The organism is Nocardia sputorum (assembly GCF_027924405.1).
GTDB classification, from domain to species: Bacteria; Actinomycetota; Actinomycetes; order Mycobacteriales; family Mycobacteriaceae; genus Nocardia; species Nocardia sputorum.
Map to the genome: position 1 here is coordinate 5,932,751 of NZ_AP026978.1, position 22,206 is coordinate 5,954,956.

The following is a 22,206-nucleotide window of genomic DNA, read 5'->3' on the forward strand; positions in this document are numbered from 1 at the left end:
CGAAAGAAGGTCAGCCCGCCAGGAACGGCCGGACGGCGGCGGCGAACTCCCAGTAGCGGTCGCGATGGATGCTGTGGCCGCAGGTGAAGGTGGCGACCGTGCAGTCCGCGAGGCCGGCTTGCAGGCCGGTGAGCTTCTCCGGATCCACCATGCCGCCCGGGCCGCCGCACAACACCAGGGTGGGTGCGGTGATGTCGGAGAGCCGGTCCCACCACTCCGGGTTCGGCTTGCGGAACTGCTCGAGCGCCGTCTTCGTCATGGAGCGGTCGAACGCGAGCACCGCGCGCGGGTGCCGGACCAGGCTCGAGGTGGCGTGCCAGAGTTCGGGCACGGTGGGAAACCGGCGGGTCAGACGCACTTCCTCGGCGCCGGACTGCAGCGGAAGCGGGCACTCCTCCATGACCAGCCTGCGCACCAGTTCCGGCCGCTCCTGCGCGACGCGCGACACCGCGTAACCGCCGAGCGAATGCCCGACCAGGTCCACCGCGGGCAGCTCCAGATGGTCGCACAGGCGCAGCAGATCGTCGCCGAAGTCGTCGAAGAGATAGGAATCGGCGTGTGAGCTACGGCCGTGTCCGCGGAGATCGGGGATGATCACACGGCGTCCGGACCGCACCAGAACGCGCGCGAACCGGTCCCACGTATGCCCGTCGCCGCCCATCCCGTGCACCAGCAGCACGGGGATGTCGCTGACCGCGCCCACCCCCGAGTCCCGATAGGCGATCCGCACGTCTCCGAATGTCACCTGGCCCAGCGTCAGATCCACGACCAACGAGGATACCGGCAGTCATGCGCCGACTCCGCGCGGTGTAGCGCTGATCACCCACCGCAAAGACGCAGTTCGAGTGGTACTTTGCCGGGACAGGCAGCGAGACGTCACGAACTGCGATGTCCCCGTCCGTATTTCGAGTAGCTCGGAAAATGCCTGGCGCGGGCGCGAACTCGGAACAATACTCGCCGCATGCCCTCCTTCGCCGATTTCGACCGCCGCGACTACCGCACCGTCGACGTCGCCACGGGGTACGACGGCTGGGCGCCCACCTACGAGCAAACGGTCCTGGACGAAATGGATCTCGCCCTGCTCGGGCGATTGCACCTGGACCTCGGCCGAGTACGGCGCGCGGCCGACCTCGGTTGCGGCACCGGCCGAACCGGAACTTGGTTGCGAGAGCGCGGGTTAACGCACATCGACGGGGTCGACGTGAGCCAGGGGATGCTGGCGTTGGCCGCCGAACGCGGCGCCCACACCACGCTGACCCGCGCGGACGTGCGCGCCACGGGACTGGCGGGCGGCGCCTACGACTTGGTGATCGCGTCACTGATCGACGAGCACCTACCCGAGCTTGCGCCGTTCTACGCGGAGGCATGGCGGCTGGCCGCGCCGGGCGCGCGATGCGTACTGGTCAGCTACCACCCGCAGTTCATCATGGTGTCCGGAATGCCGACGCACTACACCGACCCGTCCGGTGAACCGGTGGCGATCAGCACCCACTTGCACTTGATCAGCGAGCACCTGACGGCAGGCCTGGCCGCGGGCTGGGTGCTCACCGAAGTAGCCGAGGCCCTGGTGGACGACGCCTGGCTGGCCCGCAAGCCGAAATGGGCCGCGTTGCGCGGCCATCCGTTCACGCTGGCGACGGTGTGGTCGCGCCCGGAGTAGTCCTCAGTCGTAAAGCCCCTCGGCGCGCCAAGTTTCGTCGTGATAGATCAGCAACAGCACTTTGTCTGCGGCAGGGGCGTCGTCGAGTTGGACCTGTGCGCGGGCGGTGTACTCCGCGTCGCCCGAATCGGGCGCCCACCAGCGTTCGTCCACCGGCCACGGGCCCGCCCAGCCGGTCAGCCGCCACTGTTTGCTTCCCCATCGCAGCAGTGCGGGGTCGGCGTCGAACAGGGCGCGGTCGGTGACTTTGACGAGCGCGCCGTCGGCGGCTTCCAGCCGCACCAGCGGACGGTTCAGCAGGATCACGGCGGGGGCGGGCTCGGGCAGCCGCCCCGGCCAGGGCTGCGCCGGGTCGGCCGCGGGAACGAGTTCATCCCCCAGCGTGACCATGGTGATGCGGTCGGCGGGCCCGCGCCCGCCGCTCAGGACGCCGACCCGCACCGATTCCCCGCCGAGCAACCCCTGAACCCGGATCAACGCACGACGGGCACGCTCGTCCTCTTCCCCGTCTCCACCCCACAATCCGAGTTGCAGCGCGCCCGCCGTGATCACCTCGACGGGTTCCAACCGCAGCACGGTGATCGGCGCGGTGGGTCGCGCGCCGTCGCGCCGGGTGAGCCAGCCGTCCAGCTGCCAGCGCACCCGATCGGCCGTGCCCTCCGGGGTGAGCGGCTCGGCGCAGCGCCAGATCCGCGAAAGATCTTCTCCAGCCCCGGTTTCCGCGTGCACCGAAAGTCTCGTGCAGGCCAGCCCGGCAGCCGCCAGCGCGCTGTGCAGCCGGGTGGCGAGCAGGCGCCCGGCGAAGGCCGCCGCGTCGACCCGCTCGATCGGCGGATCGCAGCGGTACTCCACCACCAGATCCGGCGGCGGCTGCCGCGCGGACGGCGGACGCTCCGGCTCGGCCCTGGCGCAGCGATGCGCGAGCACGGCGTCGGTCCCGAACCGGGAGGCGACCTCCGCCGCCGAGAGCGCGGCGAAATCCCCGATCCGGCGTAAACCCAAGCGGTGCAGCAGATCGACCAGATCGGCGCGTTCCGGGGCGGCCAGGCTCGGCTCGACCGCGAGTTCCCCGACCGGCAGCGGTGCGAGGAAGCGCGCTCCCGCCCCCGCGGGCACGATCGCGGCGCGCCGGGCGGCGATCACCGCCGTGGACAGCTCGTCGGCGATCCCGATCTGTGCCTCCGCCCCGGCCGCGGCCACCGCGTCGACCAGCCGTTCGGCCGCCGCCTCCTCGGACCCGAAGAACCGCGCCGCACCTCGCGCGGCGAGCACGAGCAACCCGGGGCGCAGCACCTCCACCCCGGGCACCGTCGCGGCCACCGCCGCCACCACCGGTTCGAACAGTCGCGCGTCGCGATCCTGATCCTGTTGCGCGAGGAACAGCTCGGGACACCGCGCCTGAGCTTCTCGGCGTTTCAGGCCGCGACGCACCCCTTCGGCTCGCGCGATCGCCGAACAGGCCACTACCCGGTTGGCGAACAACACCGCCACCGGCCGCGTCGCGGGCAGTCCCGCCACCGCCGCCGCGGCGACCGCGGGCCAGTCCGGGCACCACAGGGCGAGCACCCGCTTCGACCCCGGCCGGATCACGGCGCCGCACGACCTTCCACCATCCGCGGTTTCCGGAGACCAGCGCGTCCGCGCGAACGCCCTGCTCCGGCGGAACGGGCCGGGGCATCGCCCGACATGCACTCGGGAGCAAGATCATCCCACCGGACCCTCGCGCGCTCGCTGCCGCCCGCCCGCACCCCTGGATCGCGCCTGCGGCCGTCGCGGCCGGCCGTGCCGAAACGTTCGGTCGGCGCGCCGGGCCGGATCGGCTCCCGGCAGCGGTGAGCAGGAGTCGTCGAGACGCCGGGGAAAGCCGCGGAGCCCGCAGGCACACTCACGACACCGCCTCCTGTGTGTCGATGGCTTCGACTGTTCGAACGGCTTTTTCGCGCAGCACCCATTCCACACGCCCGGCGTTCGGGCACAGATCCAGCCGTCCGCGCCGCGGCGGTCCCGCCTTGCCACGCACCTCGACCGTCAAGCCGAGCGAACGCAAGCGTCCACGCCCGCGGCCGAGCCCGGCATACCCCGAGACGCGGGCGTCGAGCCGGAGGGACGCGCCTGGCCAGCGACCGTCGGCGACCACGAGGGTGGCGCCCTTGTTGCGGGCGCGGGCCGCGATCACCCGGCTGCGCGCGGGCGCGACGGCGCCGCCGCCGAGCCCGAGCACGACCAGGTCGAGCCCGTCGAGCAGCACCGCGGCCACCTCTACCGGGTCAGGGCCGGGGTCGGCGATCACGGCCAGCCGCCGCAGCTGCGCGCCCATCTCCACCGCGGCGAGCAGACCGAGCCGGGGCATGCCGACCACTGCGGCATGCCCACCACCCTCGGTCACCGCGGCGAGCAGACCGGCCAGCAGCGAGTTCGCCCCCGTGTACGCCACGACGGAACCCTTGGTCAGGCCACCATCGGGCAACAGCGGCGCGAGCGCTGCGGGCACGGGCAGTGCCGCCCTCCGCGATCCGGTGCCGAGCGGCACCCGATGCGCCGCCGATTCTCCGCGACCCGGTACCGCGGCCATGCGTCTGCGCAGTTCAGCCAGCGATGGAGCGTCCCCCCGCCCACCACCGCGCGTCAGCGCGTCCCGATTCACCCCTCCCTGCGAGATCGCATCCGAACCCATCCCAACCACCTACTTCCCACGATGGACCCGAGGCGAAGCGTGCGGAGCGACCCTCGATTGGAGTGTCAGCACCGATCTAGCTATCGATTCGTATCGAATATACGTTCGATACCGACCCAGTAGAAACCGACCCCCGGGTTTCGTCAAGGGCGCAGTGCTTCGTGTCGCCCGAACGGTGCCTCGAGCGGATCCCGCCCTGCTCCACCAGGCCGGGCGCGCAGACAGGACCCGGCTCCGGCGGACGCGCGTCCTGTCCACGGGAAAGCGACCTCACCGGCAAACCGGGATCGCCCCGACTCCTCCCGGCAACCCATGCCGAGTGACGCGATTCCCGATGCGAGAACAGACGGGGCAGAATCCGGCGTGCGCCCGGCTACAGCACCGCAGCACCCGTTCATCGGTATGGTGTGTGGCACACATCCGACCCAGCGTCAGCAGGCGGCCTCGGCGTACGGCCGCGCCTGCTGTCTCGCCTATGCGCGAACACGAATCAGGCCAGCTAGCCTCATTTTCCGCTACCCTGCACCCGTGACCGAACGCGCTCGTCCCACTGTCGGCCCCCAGTATCTCGTCGCAGGCCGCTATCGCCTCCAGTCGAAGCTGGGGGGCGGCGGCATGGGCGCGGTCTGGCTGGCGCACGACCGCTTGCTCGACCGGGACGTCGCCATCAAACAGGTGCTCACCACGGCCGGGCTGGACGAGGAAGAGGCGAACGCCGTCCGCAACCAGATCATGCACGAGGGCCGGGTCGCCGCGAAACTCTCGCACGACCACGCGATCGCCGTCTACGACGTGGTGCTCGAAGCCGGTGAGCCCTGGCTGGTGATGGAGCACCTACCTTCCCGCAGTGTCGCGAAAGCGCTCGCGCTGGTCGACACCCTGCCGCCGATCGAGGTCGCGCAGATCGGCGCCCAGGTCGCCGACGCGCTGGCCGCCGCGCACGCGGTCGGCATCGTGCACCGGGATATCAAGCCGGGCAACATCCTCGTCGCCGATCGCGGCCCCGGCGTGGGCATGGCGAAACTCAGCGACTTCGGCATCTCCCGCGGTGCGGGCGATCTGTCCGACGAACCGGACGGTGTGATCACCGGCACCCCCTCCTACCTGCCGCCCGAGGTGGCGCGCGGGGCGCAGCCGACCAAGGCCAGCGACGTGTTCTCCCTGGGCGCCACGCTCTACACCGCGATCGAAGGGCAGCCGCCGTACGGCTTCGACGAGGACAGCGACGTCATCGTGCACCGCGCCGCCATGGCGCAGATCATCCCGCCGACCCGCAGCGGCGCGCTCACCCAGGCGTTGCTGCACATGATGGAGCCCGCGCCGCAGCGCCGCCCGACCATGGCCGAGGCGCGTGACGAAATCCTCACCGCCGCTTTCGGCCCCGGCACCGGACCGTACATTCTCGGCGCGCCCGTCCGCACCGAGGACGGAACCATCCCGTTCTGGGCCGCCCGCAATTCGGCGTCCGGCATCCGCAGCCCCCACTCCACGCCGCTCCCCCGCCCGCACCGCAACCATGTGGGCGCCACCGCGGCCGCACCTCCGCAGCGCGCCAGGAACCCGCAGCCGAGCAACGCCCCCTTGGCCATCGCCGTGGGCCTGCTGATCGGCCTGATCATCATCATCGCGATCATCGTCGCCGTCCTCTGACGTCCGCGCGCATCCAGCGGGTATGCGAGCGGCGGTCAGTCGATGCGGCGGCGGTGGGCCCAGCGGGTCAGGGCGTTGCGGTTGGACTGCTGAGTCTTGCGCAGCACGTTGGAGGCGTGCGTCTCCACTGTTTTCACGGAGATGAACAGGGTTTCGGCGATCTCGCGATAGGTGTAGCCGCGGGCGAGCAGGCGCAGCACCTCCAGCTCGCGCGGCGTCAGTGAGTCGAGTTCGGGGTCGAGGGGCGGCTCGGGCACCGGGGACCTCCCGGTGAACGAGTCCAGCACGAATCCGGCCAATCGCGGGCTGAAGACCGCGTCGCCGCCCGCCACCCTGCGGATGCCGTCGGCCAGCTCGGCCCCCGAAATCGTCTTGGTCACATACCCTCTGGCGCCGGCCCGGATCACCGCGATCACGTCCTCGGCCGCGTCGGACACGCTCAGCGCCAGGCACACCGGTCCCGGTTCGATGCCGGCCAGCACCGCCACCCCGCCGCCGTCGGGCATGTGCACGTCGAGCAGGACGACGTCCGGGCGCTCGGCGTTGATCCCGGCCACCGCCTCCGCCACCCCGCCGGCCTCCCCGACCACCTCCATGTCCGCCTCCCGGCTCAATTCGGCACGCACACCCGACCGAAAAACGGCGTGATCATCGACGAGAAAGACCCGCACGGTCACCTACTTCTCCTAACCGACCCATGACCCCCAACCGGTACCACACTCGTCCCCCACGCGCTCCGCGCAGACGTCACGTCCTCGCGTCCGCTGTGCTGACCGCGCGGAATCGAAGGGGCCGCGTCCTAGCGGGCGGTGCCCGCAGCGCGGGCGGGCTCTTCGTCCGTGGCGGGGCAACCGGAGTCACTGCGCGGCATGATGATCCGGACCTCGGTGCCGCGGCCCGGCGTCGACAGGATGTCCACCTGGCCCCCGCGGCGCTCGATCCGTCCGCGAACGGACTTGGCCAGGCCGCGGCGGTCTTCCGGCACGGACGCGAGGTCGAAGCCGGAGCCGCGGTCACGGACGAAGATGCTCACCTGATGCGGCTCCACCTCGGCGAACAGGTCGATCTCCGGGACGCCCGCGTGCTTCGCGGCGTTGACCAGCGCTTCCCTGCTCGCCCCCAGCAATGCGGTGAAGTGCTCTTTCGGCAGACCCGATCCGGAGCCGTCGATGTCCATCGACACGTCGCCGACGGTCACCGGCGCCACCTTCACGCCGTGCTGATCCTCCACCTCGCCCGCGATGGTGCGCAGGGCCGCGGCCAAGCTCGACTGCGCGGGGCCGGCATCCTCGAACAGCCATTTCCGCAGCTCCCGCTCCTGGCTGCGAGCCAGCCGCAGCACCTCCTGCGGGTCGTCGGCCTGGCGCTGGATGAGCGCGAGCGTCTGGAGCACGGAATCGTGCAGATGCGAGGCGATCTCCTCGCGTTCCTCGTTGCGGATGCGCGCGGCGCGCTCGGCGTTCAACGCGCGCATCATGCGCAGCCACAGCGGAACCGTCAGCAGCCCGGCGCCGACCAGCGTGACCGCGACCGCGAGCAGCGCCGATCCGAGCGAGCTCAGATCGATCCGAGCCAGCACCACCACGCCGAGACCGGCCACGATCAGCGTCGCACCGGCGACGATGCGCGACCAGGTGACCACCGAGGGCCGCGCGGGCATTCCGAGCAGCGAACGCGGCCCGTCGACGTCGTACTCCCGCCACACCAGCGCCGCACCGACCGCGACCACGATGATCGGCGCGATCACCTTCGCCGCCGTCCCGCTGAACACCCACGACACGGCGACCGCGAGGCCGAGCCCGAGCATGGCGAGCCCGATCGCCTGCCGCCGCTCCGCACCGGAGGGTTTCGCCTGGTCCGACCCGCCCGGCGAGAAGATCCACAGCAGCCCGTAGGCGACGATGCCCGCCCCGGCCAGCGCGGACAGCAGCACGAACGCCATCCGCACCTTGAACACGTCGACGTCCAGATGGTCGGCCAGACCGCCCGCCACTCCGCCGACGATCCGGCCGCCGGACCGGCGGACCATCCGCGCCTGCGGCGGCCCGGGAACCGTCGCGGGTCCCAGCCCGCGGGCAGCGTCGAACCCCCGAGTGTCGAACGCGGGAACAGACGGGTACATGTCTTCGATACTGCCCGACAACAGACCTGCCAGCCATCCGGATTCACCCTGATCTTGGGGGGCGACACCCGCGCCGACCAGGGCAGAAGCGATCCATCCCACCCGGACACAGGCATAGCTGAGTGATTGCTACATCAGTGGATCGGTCCAAAGTGTTCAGGCCGTTTTTCAGGGTTCCCCCCGATGCGCCGGTTCCGTGGCGCGGCACACCATGGGAAACATGACGAAAACGAGCTTCGGCGACCAGGTCCAGCAGATATGGCAGACCCGGCCGGTCCGATTGCCGCGACAGGGACCGATCGCGGGCGTCGCGGCGGGGTTCGCGCGCCGCTACGAGATCGACCCGGTGCTGGTGCGCGTCGCGTTCGTCGTCTCGACGATCTTCGGCGGCGCGGGCATGGTGCTCTACCTGCTGGCCTGGCTGCTGCTGAGCGCGGCGGGCGATCAGGCGTCCGCGGCCGAGTCGCTGGTCGGCAAGGGCCACAGCTCGCAGTCGCAGACCAAGACGATCGTCTTGATCGTGGCGCTGGCCATCGCGGTCAGCACGATGGGCCCGGTCGGTGTGGGTCTCGGCGGATCCGGCCTGATCAGCCTCGCGCTGATGCTGGCGGGCTGGTGGATGCTGCACCTGCGCACGCCCAACCCGCCGCCGGGAACCACCGAGGCGTTCGGCGGATTCGCCCCGGAGGGCGGGATCACCGCCACCGGCTACCCCGGCGCGGTCTTCCCCCCGGGGGCGCCCCGCACCGTCGGGGACATGTACGTACCGCCGACCAGCGTGTACACCCCGTATACGAAGCTGCCGGACGCCTACGTTCCGGAGGGGCCCGCCGCCGCGACGACGGTCCCGCTGCACAAGCCCGCGACCGACGACGCGACCGTGGTTCCGGAGGCGTCGGCAATGCCCGCCGCGGGGGCGGAGACGAGTTCGTCCGCCGACGAAAAAGGCCAGGCCGATTCGCCTACCGCGGTCGATGATCAGGGACCGGCTACGGCCGGCAGCGGGCAAGCCGAGGCAGGCGTCCGAACCGCGCCCGATACGACTGACCGGCGCGAATCGGTCGCCAGGACCTCACCCGATGGTCCGGTCGCCCTCGGCAAAGACGTTCCGGTGTCCGGGCCCGCCGCGAGCCCGCACCGCCCCATGGCCGCTCACCCCGCGATCATCGGCGGCTCGACCCCACCTTCCTGGGATCCGCTTGGCGTCGCTCCGCTCGCCTGGGACCTCCCGGAGCCGACGCCCGCCCGCACCGTCGTCGCCCCGCCGCCGAAGCGTCCCCGCTCCCGCCTGACCCCGGTGGTGATCGGGCTGGCCATCCTCGCGGCAGCGGGCGCTGGTGCGGCGGCGGCCTCAGGCGCGGAGTGGATGACACCCGGCCGGATCGCCGCGGCGGCGCTCGCCGTGATCGGCCTCGGCCTGGTGCTCGGGGCGTTCCTGCGGCGCGGCTACGGCCTGCTGGTGCTCACCGCGCCGCTCGCCGGGTTCGTGCTGCTCGCCTCCGCGGTCGGTCCGATCGAGTTCGAGCAGGGCGCGATGGGCGACCACACCTGGGCGCCGGCTTCCGTCGCCGACCTCGCATCGAACTACCGGGTGACCATGGGTTCCGGCACGCTGGATCTGCGGTCGGTGAAACTGACCGGCAATCGCACCGTTGACCTCGACGTCCGGATGGGCGAAGCCCGCGTCCTGCTGCCCGCGGAGATGACCGTCCGCACCCACTGCACGGCGACCATGGCCGAAGCGCGCTGCGTCGACGGCGTCAGCGGTCCGAATACCCCCGGCGCGCCGGTCCTCGATCTGAACGTCGACGTCCGCGCCGGAAACGTGGAGGTGCAGCATGGCTGATACCGAGCAGAAGGAGACGACCGATTCCCGCCGCGGCCCGGCCGCGTCGCTGCTCGTCGCGGGACTGCTGTCCCTCGCGATCAGCGTGTGGGCTTTCGTCGGCCCGGCGTCCTGGCCCGCGGCCAGCATGATCCCGATCGGTTGGATCATCGTGCTCGCCGCGATCGTCATCGGCATCGCGCTGGTGGTCTCCCCGCGCAAACGATCCTGAGCACGCCGAACGGCCCGTCCCCGCGACGGGCCGTTTCTCGTTTCATCCCCGAACGCCAGGCGAGCCGGACCACGTCCGACAGGAGAACCGAATGAACTCCGACAAACCCACCGACCAAGCACCTCCCCCCGCTCGGCCCACACCGCCGGATCCCCGTCCCGGCGCTTCGGGCGGCACACTCCTCGGCCACTTGATCCTGCACAGCGCCTTCCACCGTCCCCGCTGACCTTCGTCAGCGGGCTCGGTGACGAGCTACCGCCGGGCGCGCAGCCGGGCGATCACTCCCACTCGATGGTGCCCGGCGGCTTGCTGGTCACGTCCAGGACCACCCGGTTGACCTCCGCCACCTCGTTGGTGATGCGGGTCGAGATGCGTTCGAGCACCTCGTAGGGCAGCCGGGTCCAGTCGGCGGTCATGGCGTCCTCGCTGGAGACCGGGCGCAGCACGATCGGATGACCGTAGGTGCGGCCGTCGCCCTGGACACCGACGCTGCGGACCTCCGCGAGCAGCACGACCGGGCACTGCCAGATCTGCCCGTCCAGGCCGGCCGCGGTCAGCTCCTCGCGGGCGATCGCGTCGGCCTGGCGCAGCGTCTCCAAACGGTCCGCGGTGACCTCACCGACGATCCGGATGGCCAGGCCCGGACCAGGGAACGGCTGGCGGGCAACGATCTCCTCGGGCAGCCCCAGCTCACGGCCGACCGCGCGGACCTCGTCCTTGAACAGCAGCCGCAGTGGTTCGACCAGGTCGAACTCCAGGTCGTCGGGCAGGCCGCCGACATTGTGATGGCTCTTGATGTTCGCGGTGCCGCTGCCGCCGCCGGACTCGACGACGTCCGGGTAGAGCGTGCCCTGCACCAGGAACTCGACCTTCGGCGTCACGCCGTCGGCTTCGCCGTGCGCGAGCACCACCTCGCCCACCGCGTCCTCGAAGGAGCGGATGAACTCCCGCCCGATGATCTTGCGCTTCTCCTCGGGATCGGTCACGCCCTTCAACTCGCCGAGGAACTTGTCGACCGCGTCGACGGTCACCAACTTGGCACCGGTCGCGGCGACGAAATCCTGCTGCACCTGCTCGCGCTCCCCCGCACGCAGCAGGCCGTGGTCGACGAACACGCAGGTCAGCCGGTCACCGATGGCGCGCTGCACCAGGGCGGCGGCGACGGCGCTGTCCACCCCACCGGACAGCCCGCAGATCGCGTGCCCGTCACCGATCTGCTCGCGCACCGAGGCGACCAGCGAATCGGCGATGTTCGCCGGTGTCCAGCTGGAGGGGATGCCCGCGAGCTCGTGCAGGAACCGGCTCAGCACCTGCTGCCCGTGCGGCGAGTGCAACACCTCCGGGTGGTACTGCACACCGGCCAGCCTGCGCGCGCGATCCTCGAACGCGGCGACCGGAGCGCCCGCGGTGGTGCCCGTGACCTCGAAGCCGTCGGGGGCGTCGGTGACCGCGTCGCCGTGGCTCATCCACACCGGCTGGATAGTGGGCAGGCCGCCGTGCAGCAAACCGCCGTCGATGTTGAGTTCGGTGCGCCCGTACTCGCGGGTGCCGGTGTGCGCGACCGTGCCGCCCAGCGCTTGGGCCATCGCCTGGAAGCCGTAGCAGATGCCGAAGACCGGCAGCCCCAACTCGAACAGCCGCGGGTCCAGCTGCGGCGCTCCTTCGGCGTAGACGCTGGCCGGGCCGCCGGAGAGGATCACCGCGAGCGGCTGCTTCTCGGCGATCTCCTCCACCGTCGTGGTGTGCGGGACCACTTCGGAGAACACGCTCGACTCGCGCACCCGCCGCGCGATCAGCTGGGCGTACTGTGCTCCGAAGTCGACGACGAGGACCGGTCTCTGGGTTTGTGCCACCCATCCAGTTTAGTGAGCGGCCGAACGAGCGAATCATCGGCACAGCGGCTCGGGCGGCGGGCGAGCCGACCGCCCGAATCGTCACCCGGGGACCGGCTCGCTGGTTATCCTTCTGCTCGTGCCCTTCGCCCGCGCGATCGATGCCGACATCCATTACGAGGACAGCGGCGGGGACGGCCCGGTGGTACTGCTGGCGCACGAGTTCTTCATGGACCGCACCATGTTCGCCGCCCAAATGGCCGCGCTCGCACCGGAGTTCCGGATCGTCTCCTGGGATGCCCGCGGCCACGGCCGCACTCGGGACGAGGGCCTACCCTTCACCTACTGGACCGCGGCCCGCGACGCGCTGACCGTCCTCGATCATCTCGGCGCCGAGCAGGCCGTGGTCGGCGGCACCGCGCAGGGCGGGTTCACGGCGCTGCGCACCGCCTTGATCGCGCCCGAACGCGTCTCCGCGCTCATCCTGATCAGCACCGAAGCACACGGTCCCACCCCCGAGCAGTCCACCGCCACCCAGAAGTTCCTCGACGAGTGGTACGACGACGGCTCCCGCGAACGGGCCGTGCACCAGCTGGCGTCCTGGCTGATCGGCGACGACGAGTGGTATCGCTCGATCTGGACCCAGCGCTGGCTGGTGCGCGACCGGCGCGGCATCGAGGTGGCGGCGGGCTGCCTGCTCAGCCGCGATTCGGTGCTGGATCGCCTGCGCGAAATCGCTTGTCCCGCCTTGGTGATCCACCCCACGCACAGCGGCATGGACCGCGGACGCGCCCAGGAACTGGCGTACGGGTTGTCCGGCGCCACGTTCATCGAAATCGCCGAAGCACGACTGGCCGTCACGATGACCCACCCCGAACCGGTGAACCACGCGATCCAGCAATTCCTGCGCGCCAGAACGAAACCCACTCGCGTACGGTGAAACCATTCACGTGATGAGTCATCGAAACCGTTACACCCCAACCCCGAACGAAGCATGCTCGAGATCGGTAGTACGCAACCATGCCGCGATCTTCGCGGTGCACAAACGGTCCGAATGCCTTCCCCGACTGCGACCGTGGCACCGGGCTGACACCGTGCGATGACCAGCCCTGCACGCCCTCTCAGCCACTAGGCGACCACCGGAGAAGCGAGTCTTACGAGCGCCGTTCGCGGCCCGGCTCGCGTTCCAGCGGTCGAAGCGCATGCGCCGCAGGCGCGAGTCTCGACCGCTGGAACGCGGGCCATCCAGGGGCCGCGAACACGCAGCGCCGCAGGCGCTGCAAATCAGACCCAGCTCAAGCGCGAACGCTCAGGCCGACCTTCTGGAACTCCTTCAGATCCGAGTAACCGGCCTTCGCCATCGAGCGGCGCAACCCGCCGACGAGATTCAGCGAGCCGAACGGATCGTCGGACGGACCGAAGAGCACACGCTCCAGACTCGGGCGCACGGTCTCGCCGACCGGCTCGCCACCGAGATCCCACGGATCGTCGACGTGCAGCAGCGATCCACGCGGCACCGACGGATGGGCGGCCGCCGACGGCCAGTACCAGCCACGGCCGGGCGCCTCGGCGGCCACGGCCAGCGGGACTCCGAGCATGGCGGCGTCTGCGCCACAGGCGATCGCCTTGGCCAGCTGCCCCGAGGTGGCGACGTCGCCGTCCGCGATGACGTGCACGTAGCGGCCGCCGGTCTCGTCCAGATAGTCGCGGCGCGCGGCGGCGGCGTCCGCGATCGCGGTGGCCATCGGCACGCCGATGCCGAGCACCTCGCCGGTGGTGGTCGCCCCGGGATAGGAGCCGTAGCCGACGATCACGCCCGCCGCCCCGGTGCGCATGAGGTGCAGCGCGGTGCGGTGATCGCTCACGCCGCCCGCGACCACGGGCACGTCCAGCTCGGCGATGAAGGTCTTGAGGTTCAGCGGCTCACCGTCGCCGACATGCTCGGCGGAGATGATCGTGCCGTGCACGACGAGCAGGTCGATGCCCGCCTGCAGCAGCGCAGGGGTGAGTGTGCGCGCGTTCTGCGGGCTCACCCGCACCGCCACGGTCACACCGGCGGCGCGAACTTGCGCGACCGCGGCGGCGAGCAGATCCGGCTGCATCGGCGCGGCGTGCAGTTCCTGCAGCAGCGCCACCGCGCGCTCGTAACCGCCCTTGCCGACCAGCTCGAGCAGCTGGTCGATCTTCGCGCCGACGTCCGCGTGCCGCGCCCACAGGCCCTCGCCGTTGATCACACCGAGACCGCCGAGGCGGCCGAGTTCGATGGCGAACTCCGGCGACACCAGCGCGTCGGTGGGATGCGCGAGGAACGGGATCTCGAAGCGGTAGGCGTCCAGCTGCCAGGACAGCGAGACCTGCTTCGACGAGCGGGTCCGGCGCGAGGGGACGATGTCGACGTCGTCCAGCTCGTAGGTACGCCGGGCGGTCCGGCCCATGCCGATCTCCACCATGTCGCGCACGCGAAATCTCCTTGTCTAATTTGCAGCGCCTGCGGCGCTGCGTGTTCGCGGCCCTCTTATGGCTCGTGTCCGAGCGAGCGAGACTCGCGCCTGCGGCGCACGCGCTTCGCCCGCTCGCACACGAGCCGGGCCGCGAACGGCGCTCGTAAGACTCGCGCCTTCAGTGGTCACTTGTGGGGGCAGGCGGGCAGCACAGAGCACCGCCGACTGCCGCACAGCTTGCTCACCGCCACAGTTGATGGGCAAGCTCCATCATGCACGGACCGGTTGGTCCTGTACATGAACCTAGTGGGCTAACCCCGTCCGGTGTAGTTAGGGGCCTCGACGGTCATCGTGATGTCGTGCGGGTGGCTCTCCTTGAGGCCCGCCGCGGTGATCTGCACGAACTGGGCCTCCTGCAGATGCGCGATCGACTGCGAACCGGTGTAGCCCATCGCGGCGCGCAGACCGCCGACCAGCTGGTGGATCACCTGGTTGACCGGGCCGCGGAACGGCACCCGGCCCTCGATGCCCTCGGGGACCAGCTTGTCCTCGGCCAGCACGTCGTCCTGGAAGTAGCGGTCCTTGGAGAACGACTTCGCCTGGCCGCGCCCCTGCATGGCGCCGAGCGAACCCATGCCGCGGTAGCTCTTGAACTGCTTGCCGCCGACCAGGATCAGCTCGCCCGGCGACTCGGCGGTGCCCGCGAGCAACGAGCCGAGCATCACGGTGGACGCGCCCGCGGCGATGGCCTTGGCGATGTCGCCGGAGAACTGGATGCCGCCGTCGGCGATCACCGGGACGCCCGCGGGCTTGCAGGCGGCGACCGCCTCCAGGATCGCGGTGATCTGCGGCGCGCCGACGCCCGCCACGACACGGGTGGTGCAGATGGAGCCGGGACCGACACCCACCTTGACCGCGTCCGCCCCCGCTTCGACCAGGGCGGCCGCACCCGCGCGGGTGGCGACGTTGCCGCCGACCACCTGGATCCGATCGCCGACCTCGGCCTTGACCTTGGTGACCATCTGCAGCACCTGCGCCTGATGCCCGTGCGCGGTGTCCACCACCAGCACGTCGACGCCCGCGTCGGCCAGCGTCATGGCGCGCGACCAGGCGTCCGTGCCGACGCCGACCGCGGCGCCGACCAGCAGGCGGCCGTCCCGGTCCTTGGTGGCGTTGGGGTACTGATCGGTCTTGACGAAGTCCTTGACGGTGATCAGGCCGCGCAGGCGCCCGTTGCCGTCGACGATCGGCAGCTTCTCCACCTTGTGCCTGCGCAGCAGCCCGAGCGCGGCCTCGGCGGTCACACCCTCCTGCGCGGTGATCAGCGGGGCCTTGGTCATCACGTCGGCGACGCGACGGTTCTGGTCCACCTCGAACCGCATGTCGCGGTTGGTGATGATGCCCACGAGCGCACCGGTCTCGTCCACCACCGGAAGACCGGAGATGCGGAACCGGGCGCACATGGCGTCGACCTCGGCGAGGGTGTCGGTCGGACGGCAGGTCACCGGGTCGGTGACCATGCCGGCCTCGGACCGCTTGACCGTCTCCACCTGAGAGGCCTGGTCCGCCGCCGAGAGGTTGCGGTGCAACACGCCCATGCCGCCCGCGCGGGCCATGGCGATCGCCATCCGCGCCTCGGTCACCGTGTCCATGGCCGAGCTGACCAGCGGGGTGCGCAGGCGGATCTCCCTGGTCAGCAAACTGGAGGTCTCCACGGAGCTGGGGATGAGATCCGAGGCGGCAGGCAGCAACAGCACATCATCGAATGTGAGGCCGAGCATGGCGATCTTGTTCGGATCGTCGCCACCCGTAGGAGGGCGGACTGCGATTCGTTCGCCCGATACGGGATTACTCATTCGGATCGACCCCTCCTGGACGTCGATAGCGACCGGCGCCGGGGTAACCGGCGCCGTGACGGCTGATGGGATGGACGTGGGTGCGGCGGCGGTGCGGTCGGGACCCGCCGTAGCCTGTGCTCCATGGTATCTGTCCGGTGAACTCGCCGACGAAGTGAGGCCACCACCGAAACTGGCAGGCCGCATAGCTGGCGCAGACCACCCTGTTCTGCGTACCGTGGGGATGTGCGTGACCATCTACCACCTGGCTTGCCGCCGGATCCGTTCGCCGGAGACCCCTCCGACCCGTCCGCCGCGCTCGACGCCATCGAGCCCGGCGAACCGCTGGATCCCCACGAGCGCCTTGCGGTCGAGGAGGATCTCGCCGACCTCGCGGTGTACGAGGCGCTGCTGGCCCACCGCGGTATCCGCGGACTCGTGGTCAGCTGCGAAGACTGCAGGCAGGACCACTACCACGACTGGGACATGTTGCGCGCCAACTTGCTGCAACTGCTGGTCGACGGCACGGTCCGCCCGCACGAGCCCGCCTACGACCCGACGCCGGAAGCGTATGTCACCTGGGACTACTGCCGGGGATACGCGGACGCCTCGATGAACGAGGCCTTCCACGGCGACGGGTTCGACGGATTCGACGGCTGAAACCGGACCGACCAAGACGCACGCGGGCCTTGTGAGGCGCGCGTACTCGACGCTTGCCACTGTGATTTTCGACGCACACGATCACTTCGACAAGCCGAAGGCGGCGTTCTCGAGCGGGCCGACCCGCCGATGAAGCACGCTTCGCTGGGCCTAGCCGGGGAAGACCTGCTCCAGGAAGACAAAAAGCCGACCGCCTGGCTGGCGATCGGTTCTTGCCTTGCCCGATATTTCTTCTGTCAGCGACCGGGTGGCACGAACGAGCCCGGGTTGGGGATGACCGGCACGCTGAAGGTCGGCGGCTGAATGTTGGTGCCGGTGTTGCCCTGTGTCGGTGCGGTGGGCGGCTGCTGCTGCGGCGCCGTCGGATTACCGGTGTCTCCCGTGGGTCCGCCCGTTGGCGGCGGCTTGACCTCCGTGACCGGCGGTTCCTGCGGCGCCGTCGGTTCCACCGTCGCCGGCGGCTGGGTGGTCACCGGCGGGGCCGTGGTCACCGGCGGCACCGTGGTCGGCGCATTGCCGTTCGTAGTTCCGCCGTTCGGAGTCCCGCCGTTGTTCGATGTTCCGCCTCCGTTCGGAGCGGTCGCATCAACGGTGGTGGACGGCTTCGTCGGCTCACCCGGCTGCTGCACGATCGTCGAGCCCGTCGACGAGCCGGGCTTCGTGGTCGCACTGGTGCCCGGGGTCGCGCGCGGATCGGTGGTCTTGGGCACCGTCGCCTCGAGCTGGTCGGCCAGCTCCTTGTTCACCTTGCGCAGCTCGGCGAGCAACCGCTCCCACTCGGCCATCAGGTCGGCGCGCTTCTCCGGATCGCTGACCTGCGCGGCGTTCTCCTTGGCGCGCTCGAGGCGCACCTTCGCCTGCGACGGGTTCTGCGTGACCAGTGTCGACGCCTCGTTCAGATCGTCGCCCGCACGCTGCACCACCGTCGTCTGGGCCTGCTCGCTGAACACGACCTCCTTGACCCGCCATAGCGGATCGCCCGGTTCCGCGTTGTACGAGAACGCCGTCATACCGCCGATGACCAGGGCAAGCGCGGCCGCGGCGCCCATGATCGGACGGACAAGCCGCAGCCGCCCGCCGTTGTGCGCCCCGATGCGAACCTGCCGCGCGCCGATCTCCTGGTTGACCGCGGCCACGATCGCATCCAGGTCCGGTTCGGCCGGCATCGGAGCCTCGAGCAACTCCGCTCGCCAATCCGCGAGCAACGTCGCGAGCTGATACTCCTCGGCGCTGTCGGTGTGCACCGGACCATCGCTGGCGATGGCATCGATCAGAGCATCGTCGCGGCGTACCGCGGCGATGTCGACCGGGCCGGTGTCACCGGACGCCTCGGCGTAGGGACCGCTGTTCCGCGATCCAAGCCGCGCCTTCCAGTCACCCCGACCGCGCTCGCCATCCCTAGCCATACATTTCACCTGCCCTCGCCACTTGTGACTTGAGTTTCGCGAGTGCCCTGTGTTGGGCCACCCGTACCGCACCCGCCGTACTGCCCACGGCGACTGCGGTTTCTTCCGCTGACAAACCCATGACCAAGCGCAGGATCAAGATCTCTCGATGCTTCTCGGGAAGCGTCGCGAGCAGACGGTTCATCTGCCTGCTCGTCTCGGATTCGAGAGCTCGTTGTTCCGGTCCCTGGTCGGTGGATATGACATCTGGTACTTCGGCCATCGCCTCCGCCTTGTTACGGGCGGCGTTGCGATGTGCGTCGGCGACCTTGTGCGAAGCGATTCCGTAAACAAAGGCCATGAAGGGCCTGCCCTGGTCTTGATACCTGGGCAAGGCTGTCATCACAGCCAGGCAAACCTCCTGCGCAACGTCGTCCGCGGAGAGCTGCCCACGCTCCGCGGCTCCGATCCGCGCGCGGCAGTAGCGCACCACCAGCGGGCGGATCATCTCCAGTACCTGAGCTAAAGCGGATCTGTCGCCCTGCGCAGCGGCAGCGACGGCGAGGTCCAACTCTTCGCCCGTGTGCGTCATCGTCAGAGATATTCCTGGCGTTACAAAGTGGCACGGTCCGGTGACGACCAGTGCTTCCACCGAAGGGGCGGAACGGATCTAACAATAGCGACCCGTTGGCCGAAGCTGGGCAACACGGGGGACTCCGTGATCACCGCAGGTCGCCCAGGGGCCGCAACGCGCCGCCGGCGCGGCCGATGACGGCGGCGCACTCGGCCGCCTCCACCGCGGCGTTCTCCGCGCCCGATCCGGCGCGGAGCATGGCACATGCCCAGCGCAACGGCAGCAGCCCGTGCTCGCGGCACTGCTCGGCGACGTCCTCGGCCGAGACGCCGGATGCGCCGCGCGCGTCGCGCGCCACGTCGGCCGCGGCGACCAGCAGGCGGGACTTGACCTGATGGCGGACCGACGGGGATCGGTCGGCGAGTTCCAGCGCGCCCGCCGCGTGCTCCGCCGCCGACTCGAAATCCCCTGCCGCCAAGGCCGTTTCCGCGGACACCCAGCCCAGCCGGATCGCGGGACGCCAGCCCGCTCCGTACTGCCGTGCCGCCGACGCGCTGCGGCGCAGCAGCCGCGCGGCCAGCGCCGGCCGCCCGGTCCCGAGCGCGTCGGCGGCGAGCCCGGTGAGCGCGTCGCAGATCGCGTCGGCGCGGCTGGGAAGGTATCCGCCTGCTTCCGGCGGAGCGTCGCCCGCCGGCGCGGCCTCCGTCCCGGCGTCGGCGGTGAGGATCGTGGCGGCGGCCCGACCGTCGAACGCCGCCGCGCGCTCGTGCCAGCCGAGCTGACGCAGGAAAGAACCCTCCGTACTTCCCGCCAGTGAGAGGAGAACGGGGTCGCGGCTGTGGTTGCATACCCTTCGCAATTCGGCCCGCGCCGCGGCATAACGTCCCTGGCCGCCGAGGACCACCGCTCGATACCAACCGCCGAGCGCGTCCGAGGCGGGCGGTAGATCGGCGGCGGCGCGACCCGGATCGGCGCCGAAGGCGGCCTCGGCGAGGACCGCGACGTGAGGGTCTGCGAACGGAGCGGGCGCGAACACGGGCGCACTCTATCCTGTGCGCCGCGCGGGCCGGGACGACGAAAGGTGATCGACGACAGGCCGGCAACCACCGGGATTTCCCCCACCGGGCCGATGTTTCCATTAGGTAAATCTCGGCCCGGCAATCGCCGAGCGGCCGCGCCGGGAATTCATGCGCGTTTCGCGTAATTAACCTGCGCGCCCCGTTTCCGCCATCTTCGGATCCACGCGCCGGGAAGGCCGTCGGCCGCCGCGGTGACCGCTGTCATACGCGCGACGTCCGCACCGAAGCGGTGCCACGACACAGAAAACGCTTCTACCTGCGGAGATGCCAAGACGCCCAGCCCGTGCGGAAGCCACGGGCCTCCGGCCAACCGAACAGTATCGCCGGAAGCGGCGCGAAAAGTAAACAGTTCGGAGGTTAAATTTCACAGCGCGAGATTTGGAAAAGTGCTGCGTCGAACTATTGACGGAATTTCGCGGCTGGACCTAACGTAGCTCATCGCCACGGACGGCGCCGCGCGAAATTGCAGCGACCACGAAGGGCGAGCCCCCCGGGTACCCCCGCCGACCGGCGTCGTGGCCCACAACTGTTGCAGAACAACTGCTCGACAACGCTGACGAGCTCGCACCACGAGGAGTTCACCATGCCCATGCCGACCCACCTCCCGGGACCCAACGCCGATGTCTGGGATTGGCAGATGCGAGGATCGTGCCGCGGGCAGGATTCCGCGGTGTTCTTCCACCCCGATGGCGAACGTGGCCGAGCCCGCACCGCGCGCGAGATGCGCGCCAAGGAGATCTGCCGCACCTGCCCGGTGCTCATGCAGTGCCGCGCCCACGCGCTGAAAGTCAGCGAGCCCTACGGTATCTGGGGCGGGATGTCGGAGACCGAGCGCGAGATGCACGCGCGGCGCAACCGCCGCCGCATGGCCGTCTGAATCAATCCCTCCCATCCGCACGCCACCGGGCGTCGAATTCCTAGCAAACAACGGGCCACTGCAACACGCTTCGGCCGGGCCGCTCACGCGACACGGTGATCGGTTCCTCGCCGAGGTCGGCGCGTGGGTTCCGATCGTCACCCTCGATCGGCCGGCCGCCGAGCGAAGGCCGGAAACCGGGCATCTGCCGTTTCCGCGGCACGGCGCGACAGCGCTCGGCGTGTCACGGCGTGTCCCCTCCGAGATGTCCGGCATCTCGACGCTTTTCGCAACGCGGCACCGATGCGTGACGGACTCGCGGGCACCCCAGCGGAAGGGAGGTCATAGCGGCGCGCTACGGTAGTGACCGATGACACAGAATGGAGCGTTGTGACAACGCGGCCGTCGGCCGCAGAGGGCGACTCGTTCCGAAGAGAAGCCTTCCCACCCACGGTGGATTCTGCGGTTACGGCACGCGCAGCCGAAAGTATCGAGCTCGCCGCGCTTTTACATCGGTGCGGCCGAGCCGACCAGGAAGCATTCGCCGAACTGTACGACCGGACGTGTGCGCGCGTCTTCGGTCTCGTGTTGCGCGTCCTGCACGATCCGGGCTACGCGGAGGAGACCACGCAAGAGGTCTATCTGCAGATCTGGCGGATGGCCTCGACTTTCGATCCGGCGAAGGGTTCCGCGGTCACCTGGTTGATGACGCTCGCCCACCGGCGCGCGGTCGATCGGGTGCGCGCCGAGCAAGCCCACACCCAGCGCGAGGTCGCCTACGGCATCCGGGTGCTCGGCAACGAATTCGACGAGGTCACCGAGGAGGTCGAGCGCAGGTTCGAACAGCAGGCGGTCCTCGCCGGTCTCGCCACACTCACCGAAACCCAGCGAGAAGCCATCTCGCTCGCCTACTACGGTGGGCGCACTTATGCGGAGGTAGCCACCTACCTCGACGTAGGGTTGCCTACGGTTAAGTCCCGGATTCGGGACGGATTGACACGACTGAAGAAAAGTTTGGGGGTGACGTGAGATGAACGAACGCCAGATCGATCTCGCGCACACCGTCGCGCTCGGATCGATCGACGACGAAGACCATCAGGAAGTGCAGGAACTGCTCGACAGCGAGGACCCCGTGCTACGCGCGGAGTTCATCCAGGAAGTCAGAGACACGAAAGAAGCGCTTTCCGCTCTCGCCACAGCCACGGCGGCCCCTCCGCCGCCGTCGCTGCGTGCTCGCCTACTCGCGGCCATCGCCGCCGAACAGCCGCCGGTCGCCAGCTGAATCCGGCGTCCCGCCAGGTCTTCCCGCTCCGCGCGTTCGGGCCGAACGGCCCTGAATCGTCCCGCACAACCTTTCGGTTTCGCGGCGGACAGCGTGTCG

The 22,206-nt window shown here is 70.0% G+C and carries 20 protein-coding genes; 9 read left to right on the forward strand and 11 right to left on the reverse strand.

Annotated elements, in window-relative coordinates; genetic code table 11:
• Positions 1–10: 10 nt before the first annotated feature.
• Positions 11–766 carry an alpha/beta fold hydrolase gene (locus tag QMG86_RS26740; protein WP_281875419.1) on the reverse strand — a complete coding sequence of 252 codons (756 nt, stop codon included), beginning with the start codon at positions 764–766 and terminating at the stop codon, positions 11–13.
• A 195-nt stretch (positions 767–961) separates the two neighbouring features.
• Between QMG86_RS26740 and QMG86_RS26745 the strand changes: the two genes are divergently transcribed.
• Positions 962–1,660, forward strand: coding sequence for a class I SAM-dependent DNA methyltransferase (locus tag QMG86_RS26745; RefSeq protein ID WP_281875421.1), 699 nt, complete (start codon positions 962–964; stop codon positions 1,658–1,660).
• A 3-nt stretch (positions 1,661–1,663) separates the two neighbouring features.
• Here QMG86_RS26745 and QMG86_RS26750 read toward each other — a convergent pair whose 3' ends face one another.
• Both QMG86_RS26750 and imuA' read right to left on the reverse strand, forming a co-directional pair.
• The gene (locus QMG86_RS26750; RefSeq protein WP_434086216.1) at positions 1,664–3,247 is read right to left on the reverse strand and encodes a DNA polymerase Y family protein; all 1,584 of its coding nucleotides are present in this window, start codon (positions 3,245–3,247) and stop codon (positions 1,664–1,666) included.
• A 298-nt stretch (positions 3,248–3,545) separates the two neighbouring features.
• Complete coding sequence (imuA', locus tag QMG86_RS26755) at positions 3,546–4,232, reverse strand: DnaE2-dependent mutagenesis accessory factor ImuA' (RefSeq protein WP_281881147.1); 687 nt, start codon at positions 4,230–4,232, stop codon at positions 3,546–3,548.
• 630 nt (positions 4,233–4,862) lie between these two features.
• Here imuA' and QMG86_RS26760 point away from each other — a divergent pair.
• The gene (locus tag QMG86_RS26760) at positions 4,863–5,984 is read left to right on the forward strand and encodes a serine/threonine-protein kinase (protein ID WP_281875424.1); all 1,122 of its coding nucleotides are present in this window, start codon (positions 4,863–4,865) and stop codon (positions 5,982–5,984) included.
• Positions 5,985–6,019: 35 nt separating this feature from the next.
• Here QMG86_RS26760 and QMG86_RS26765 read toward each other — a convergent pair whose 3' ends face one another.
• The gene (locus tag QMG86_RS26765) at positions 6,020–6,655 is read right to left on the reverse strand and encodes a response regulator (protein ID WP_281881149.1); all 636 of its coding nucleotides are present in this window, start codon (positions 6,653–6,655) and stop codon (positions 6,020–6,022) included.
• A gap of 128 nt (positions 6,656–6,783) precedes the next feature.
• Positions 6,784–8,013, reverse strand: coding sequence for an ATP-binding protein (locus tag QMG86_RS26770; protein ID WP_281881150.1), 1,230 nt, complete (start codon positions 8,011–8,013; stop codon positions 6,784–6,786).
• Positions 8,014–8,326: 313 nt separating this feature from the next.
• Here QMG86_RS26770 and QMG86_RS26775 point away from each other — a divergent pair, with 313 nt between their 5' ends.
• Together QMG86_RS26775 and QMG86_RS26780 are read left to right on the forward strand one after the other, a co-directional pair.
• Positions 8,327–9,952 (forward strand): PspC domain-containing protein, encoded by a 1,626-nt coding sequence (locus QMG86_RS26775; RefSeq protein WP_350356350.1) that lies wholly within the window; start codon positions 8,327–8,329, stop codon positions 9,950–9,952.
• Positions 9,945–10,163 carry a hypothetical protein gene (locus QMG86_RS26780; RefSeq protein WP_281875427.1) on the forward strand — a complete coding sequence of 73 codons (219 nt, stop codon included), beginning with the start codon at positions 9,945–9,947 and terminating at the stop codon, positions 10,161–10,163. Before QMG86_RS26775 ends, QMG86_RS26780 begins: the two co-directional genes overlap by 8 nt.
• A 278-nt stretch (positions 10,164–10,441) precedes the next feature.
• Here the strand turns inward: QMG86_RS26780 and guaA are convergent, their stop codons facing one another.
• The gene (guaA, locus tag QMG86_RS26785) at positions 10,442–12,016 is read right to left on the reverse strand and encodes a glutamine-hydrolyzing GMP synthase (RefSeq protein WP_281875430.1); all 1,575 of its coding nucleotides are present in this window, start codon (positions 12,014–12,016) and stop codon (positions 10,442–10,444) included.
• A gap of 118 nt (positions 12,017–12,134) precedes the next feature.
• Between guaA and QMG86_RS26790 the strand changes: the two genes are divergently transcribed.
• Positions 12,135–12,935 (forward strand): alpha/beta fold hydrolase, encoded by an 801-nt coding sequence (locus QMG86_RS26790; protein WP_281875433.1) that lies wholly within the window; start codon positions 12,135–12,137, stop codon positions 12,933–12,935.
• Between the two features lie 355 nt (positions 12,936–13,290).
• Here QMG86_RS26790 and QMG86_RS26795 read toward each other — a convergent pair whose 3' ends face one another.
• Together QMG86_RS26795 and guaB are read right to left on the reverse strand one after the other, a co-directional pair.
• Positions 13,291–14,454, reverse strand: a complete 1,164-nt coding sequence (locus QMG86_RS26795; protein ID WP_281875435.1) for a GuaB3 family IMP dehydrogenase-related protein — start codon at positions 14,452–14,454, stop codon at positions 13,291–13,293.
• A 293-nt stretch (positions 14,455–14,747) separates the two neighbouring features.
• On the reverse strand, positions 14,748–16,292 hold the full coding sequence (gene guaB / locus QMG86_RS26800) for an IMP dehydrogenase (protein WP_281875436.1): 1,545 nt from the start codon (positions 16,290–16,292) through the stop codon (positions 14,748–14,750).
• 225 nt (positions 16,293–16,517) lie between these two features.
• On the opposite strand from guaB, the gene QMG86_RS26805 reads away from it, so the two are divergent.
• Positions 16,518–16,931: a DUF5319 domain-containing protein gene (locus QMG86_RS26805; protein WP_039795739.1), complete on the forward strand. Its 414-nt coding sequence runs from the start codon at positions 16,518–16,520 to the stop codon at positions 16,929–16,931.
• 236 nt (positions 16,932–17,167) lie between these two features.
• On the opposite strand, the gene QMG86_RS26810 is transcribed toward QMG86_RS26805, so the two are convergent.
• The 3 genes from QMG86_RS26810 to QMG86_RS26820 form a co-directional block, all read right to left on the reverse strand.
• Positions 17,168–18,337 carry an anti-sigma-D factor RsdA gene (locus tag QMG86_RS26810; protein ID WP_281875438.1) on the reverse strand — a complete coding sequence of 390 codons (1,170 nt, stop codon included), beginning with the start codon at positions 18,335–18,337 and terminating at the stop codon, positions 17,168–17,170.
• On the reverse strand, positions 18,330–18,908 hold the full coding sequence (locus tag QMG86_RS26815) for a sigma-70 family RNA polymerase sigma factor (protein WP_039795737.1): 579 nt from the start codon (positions 18,906–18,908) through the stop codon (positions 18,330–18,332). Before QMG86_RS26815 ends, QMG86_RS26810 begins: the two co-directional genes overlap by 8 nt.
• A 130-nt stretch (positions 18,909–19,038) precedes the next feature.
• Positions 19,039–19,926 (reverse strand): hypothetical protein, encoded by an 888-nt coding sequence (locus QMG86_RS26820; protein ID WP_281875439.1) that lies wholly within the window; start codon positions 19,924–19,926, stop codon positions 19,039–19,041.
• Between the two features lie 626 nt (positions 19,927–20,552).
• Between QMG86_RS26820 and QMG86_RS26825 the strand changes: the two genes are divergently transcribed.
• From QMG86_RS26825 to QMG86_RS26835, 3 genes are all read left to right on the forward strand, one after another.
• Positions 20,553–20,846 (forward strand): WhiB family transcriptional regulator, encoded by a 294-nt coding sequence (locus QMG86_RS26825; RefSeq protein WP_039796164.1) that lies wholly within the window; start codon positions 20,553–20,555, stop codon positions 20,844–20,846.
• Positions 20,847–21,278: 432 nt separating this feature from the next.
• Positions 21,279–21,854 (forward strand): sigma-70 family RNA polymerase sigma factor, encoded by a 576-nt coding sequence (locus QMG86_RS26830; RefSeq protein ID WP_159839569.1) that lies wholly within the window; start codon positions 21,279–21,281, stop codon positions 21,852–21,854.
• A 1-nt stretch (position 21,855) separates the two neighbouring features.
• Positions 21,856–22,107, forward strand: coding sequence for an RskA family anti-sigma factor (locus QMG86_RS26835; RefSeq protein WP_281875440.1), 252 nt, complete (start codon positions 21,856–21,858; stop codon positions 22,105–22,107).
• The last annotated feature ends 99 nt before the right edge of the window (positions 22,108–22,206 follow it).